Here is a 4,126-nt window from a genome sequence, read left to right on the forward strand (position 1 = left end):
AAGCGGTCGCACATTGCGTACGCCCAACTCACGCAGTCGCGCAATCACGGCTTGCGCCAGCACTTCCGGTGCCGAGGCGCCCGCCGTCACGCCGATGCGCTTTTTCCCTTCGACCCATTTGGGATCGATCTGCGTGGGCGAATCCACCATATAGGCCGGAATGCCGCGCTTTTCTGCCACTTCGCGCAAGCGGCTGGAGTTCGAGCTGTTTGGGCTGCCGACCACGATCACCACATCGCACTGTGGCGCGAGAAACTTCACCGCATCCTGACGATTCTGCGTGGCGTAACAGATGTCCTGTTTCTTCGGCTCTTTCACCGACGGATATTTCGACTTCAGCGCCTGGATGATTGCCGACGCGTCATCCACCGAGAGCGTGGTCTGCGTCACATAGGCGATGCGGTTCGGGTCCGCGAGCGCCAGCGCCTGCACGTCCTCGATATCCTCGACCAGATGCATGCCCTGCCCGCTCTGACCCATGGTGCCTTCCACTTCCGGATGGCCCTTGTGCCCGATCATCACGATATCGAAGCCGTCCTGGCGCATCTTCGCGACTTCCATATGCACTTTGGTCACGAGCGGACACGTAGCGTCGAATACACGCAAACCGCGCGTCTCGGCCTCGGCGCGAACCGCCTTCGACACCCCGTGCGCACTGAAAATCAGCGTGCTGCCTTCGGGCGCATCCGCCAGGTCTTCGATAAACACCGCGCCTTTCTTGCGCAGGTCCTCTACGACATAGGCGTTGTGCACGATCTCGTGACGCACGTAGATGGGCGCGCCGAACAGCGCAATGGCCCGCTCCACGATTTCGATCGCACGATCGACGCCCGCACAGAAGCCGCGCGGCTGCGCGAGGAGAATTTCGACATCGAGAAGGGTGTCAGTGGAGCTCATGGCTACAGAATTCCGATGATTTTCACTTCGAACGCCAGCGGCTGGCCGGCAAGCGGATGGTTGAAATCGAACAGCGCCGAGGTTTCGCCGACTTCCTTCAGGACGCCCGCATAGCGGCCGCCTCCAGGCGCGTTGAACTCCACGAGATCGCCGGGCGAAAAATTCTCGCCGATCATGGCGTTCTCGCGCAGCGTGGCAAGCGACACCCACTGGAGCATGTCCGGGTTGCGCGGACCGAACGCCTGACCGGGCATCAGCCGAAAGGTCGAGTGGTGCCCCACTTTCAGACCCATCAGAATGTCTTCAAGCGGCGGAGCAAGGTGGCCCTCGCCCAGCAAAAGCGTGGCGGGTTTGTCGGCGAACGTGCTGACAATGTCCGCACCATCCTCAAGCGCCAGCCGGTAGTGAAGCGTGACGTGCGAACCGGGTTTCACTTCGGAGATATCGATGATGCTCATGTTTGATCGTATTAGCCGTAAAAGCCGCAATCACCTTGTCAGTCGGCGCTGCCGCCCAATAAAGGACCGTGCGTCCGGACGGGACGCTGTCTTGGCGAAAGCCTGGCTGACGCCCGGGAGCCGCGCCACTTGCGGCCTGATAAGGGGCGTAAATGCCCGCCAGACCATCAGCAAGGCGCCCAGGGAGGCGCGAAACCCCCATTGTAAGCCACAGTGCCTCGGCCTCGCCTTAGTCTCTCCAGCCGCCCTGAACGACATCGGGCAGCCGCGCGCTAGCGGCTCGCCCTCAACCGGAGCACGCCATGAACGCCCGTCTTGAATTAGTGCAAACCGATTCTCCCTGCATTGCCGATGCCTTTCGGACAGCGCCTCTTCCTCTTCCTCTTCCTCTTCCTGGCGATGACAGTCTCGCTGCACCGCGCATGCTCGACTGGCCTGAGCATGATCGTCCGCGTGAGCGCCTCTTGCAGCAAGGTGCGCACGCGTTGTCGGATGCCGAGCTGCTGGCTTTGTTCCTGAACACGGGGCGGCCGGGCATGACATCGGTGGATATTGCGCGCGGCCTCCTCACACGGTTCGAATCGATTCGCGGCGTGCTCGGAGCGAGTGCGACCGAATTACGCAGGTTCGGCGGTATCGGGCCGGCCAAGGCGGCGCTGCTGCTGGCGGTGTCCGAGCTATGCCAGCGGGCCTTGGCCGAGAAAACGCGGGACCGGCCGCTGCTTGATGCGCCCCAGGCGGTCGAAGACTATCTGAAGTGGCTGATCGGCAACCGGCCGAACGAGGTGTTCGTCACGCTGTTCCTGGACGTACGGCATTGCCTGATAACCGTAGACGAATCGGCCAAGGGGTCGCTCTCGCGCGTAGCCGTCTATCCTCGGGAAATCGTGCGCCGGGCGCTGACGCTGAACGCGGGGAGCCTGATCGTGGCGCATAATCACCCCTCGGGCGGCGTCACGCCGAGCGCGAGCGACCGTCGGCTGACCCGCTTGCTGCACGAGGCGCTGGCCCTTATCGATATCCGGTTGCTGGATCATCTGGTCGTGGCGTCGAACGAAGTATTTTCTTTTTCGCGACAGGGCTGGATGCCGAGTTGACCGGCGTTTGATCGGCGAACAACGGCGAAACATTGTCCAGACGGCCCATACAAGGCGAAAAAGTCACGAAATCAACTGTGCGCGGCGTGCCCGGGTACCTCCTTCGATACCGAAAAGAGTTGATTTTGCTGGTTTTTTGCGGTTAGAATCTCGGTTTGCTTCTTTCAACCAACCTGTTCCGAGCGTACGCAGTCATTTCGGGCAAGCCTCTCCGGTAGCCCGTAGCGGTCCAAAGTGTACTTGGCGTTCGAACTCAGAATTAAAGCGTATTAGGAGTGCTCTCATGGCACGTGTATGCCAAGTAACCGGGAAGGGGCCGATGAGCGGCAACAACGTTTCCCATGCGAACAACCGCACCAAGCGTCGTTTCCTGCCCAATCTGCAAAACCGTCGCTTCTTCGTTGAAAGCGAAAACCGTTGGGTTCGTCTGCGTCTCTCGAACGCCGGCCTTCGCCTGATCGACAAGAACGGCATCGACTCCGTGCTCGCAGATTTGCGCGCACGTGGTGAAGTCTAAGGAGCACGAAAATGGCCAAGGGCGCACGCGACAAGATCAAGCTGGAATCGACCGCTGGCACGGGTCACTTCTACACGACCACGAAGAACAAGCGCAACATGCCGGAAAAGATGGCGATCAAGAAGTTTGATCCCGTTATCCGCAAGCACGTTGACTACAAGGAAACGAAGATCAAATAAGGTCTCTGTTTCGTTTGTATCGCTGCACAAAAAGCCTCGCTTCTGCGAGGCTTTTTGCTTTGGTTCAGCCGGTCTTCGCTCATTCCTTCGCCCTACTGGCCGAACGGCAAAGTGTCGGTCGCGTTTCCCACGCGTTATGCTTGCCGTCCGGACTTTTTACGTGCTATTCGGCGTGAATCGAAAGTCATGGCGGACGACAATTGACGGAGACATGGCAGGATGAATTTCGATGTGGCAATCATCGGCAGCGGACTGGCGGGCCTGAGCGTCGCCCTGAATCTTGCGCACACGCGGCGCGTCGTGATCCTCGCCAAGCGCAGCGTGAGCGAAGGCGCAAGCGATTGGGCGCAAGGCGGAATTGCAGCGGTGCTCGACTCCGGCGACAGCACGGACAACCATGTCGATGACACGCTCATCGCCGGCGCCGGACTGTGCGACGCCGCCGCCACGCGCTTCATTGTGGACAACGGGCGCGCGGCTATCGAATGGCTGATCGAACAAGGGGTGCCGTTCACCAGGGATGGCTCGGCCGAACTCGGCTTTCATCTGACGCGCGAAGGCGGCCACAGCCACAGGCGGGTCATTCACGCCGCCGACGCCACGGGCCACGCGGTCGTCACAACGCTCAACGAGCGCGTGCGCAATCACCCGAATATCACCGTCCTCGAAGATCATCACGCGATAGACCTGATCACGTCCGAGCATCTCGGGCTCCCCGGGCATCGATGTCACGGGCTGTATGCGCTCGATATTGCCAGCGGGCGCACCGTCACCATCGAGGCGCCGCATACGGTGCTTGCGACGGGCGGCGCCGGGAAGGTCTATCTCTACACTACGAACCCCGACACCGCGACGGGCGACGGCATTGCGATGGCCTGGCGCGCGGGCTGCCGCGTGTCGAACATGGAGTTCATCCAGTTCCACCCGACCTGCCTGTTTCATCCGTACGCCAAGTCGTTCCTGATCTCCGAAGCGGTC

Annotated in this window: 6 protein-coding genes; 4 read left to right on the top strand and 2 right to left on the bottom strand. The window is 60.9% G+C overall.

Annotated elements, in window-relative coordinates:
- The coding region (gene ispH / locus ACFFAR_RS26465; protein WP_375508761.1) for a 4-hydroxy-3-methylbut-2-enyl diphosphate reductase at window positions 1-897 on the bottom strand (897 nt) is incomplete at its 3' end.
- Between the two features lie 2 nt (window positions 898-899).
- Window positions 900-1,355 carry a peptidylprolyl isomerase gene (locus ACFFAR_RS26470; RefSeq protein WP_375508762.1) on the bottom strand — a complete coding sequence of 152 codons (456 nt, stop codon included), beginning with the start codon at window positions 1,353-1,355 and terminating at the stop codon, window positions 900-902.
- A 422-nt stretch (window positions 1,356-1,777) separates the two neighbouring features.
- Here ACFFAR_RS26470 and radC point away from each other — a divergent pair, with 422 nt between their 5' ends.
- The 4 genes from radC to ACFFAR_RS26490 all read left to right on the top strand — a co-directional run.
- Window positions 1,778-2,452 (top strand): DNA repair protein RadC, encoded by a 675-nt coding sequence (gene radC / locus ACFFAR_RS26475; protein WP_375508763.1) that lies wholly within the window; start codon window positions 1,778-1,780, stop codon window positions 2,450-2,452.
- A 283-nt stretch (window positions 2,453-2,735) separates the two neighbouring features.
- Window positions 2,736-2,969, top strand: coding sequence for a 50S ribosomal protein L28 (gene rpmB, locus ACFFAR_RS26480; RefSeq protein WP_031359861.1), 234 nt, complete (start codon window positions 2,736-2,738; stop codon window positions 2,967-2,969).
- Between the two features lie 11 nt (window positions 2,970-2,980).
- The gene (gene rpmG / locus ACFFAR_RS26485; protein WP_061998735.1) at window positions 2,981-3,148 is read left to right on the top strand and encodes a 50S ribosomal protein L33; all 168 of its coding nucleotides are present in this window, start codon (window positions 2,981-2,983) and stop codon (window positions 3,146-3,148) included.
- Between the two features lie 219 nt (window positions 3,149-3,367).
- Window positions 3,368-4,126 (top strand): FAD-dependent oxidoreductase (locus ACFFAR_RS26490; protein ID WP_174364754.1); only part of this gene is annotated, 759 nt, incomplete at its 3' end.

The organism is uncultured Caballeronia sp. (genome assembly GCF_964243625.1).
In the GTDB taxonomy this organism is placed as follows: Bacteria; Pseudomonadota; Gammaproteobacteria; order Burkholderiales; family Burkholderiaceae; genus Caballeronia.

Coding starts and splice junctions, on each gene's coding strand:
- ACFFAR_RS26470 (WP_375508762.1), bottom strand. CDS start 1,355: ATGAGCATCATCGATATCTCCGAAGTGAAACCCGGTTCGCACGTCACG.
- radC (WP_375508763.1), top strand. CDS start 1,778: ATGCTCGACTGGCCTGAGCATGATCGTCCGCGTGAGCGCCTCTTGCAG.
- rpmB (WP_031359861.1), top strand. CDS start 2,736: ATGGCACGTGTATGCCAAGTAACCGGGAAGGGGCCGATGAGCGGCAAC.
- rpmG (WP_061998735.1), top strand. CDS start 2,981: ATGGCCAAGGGCGCACGCGACAAGATCAAGCTGGAATCGACCGCTGGC.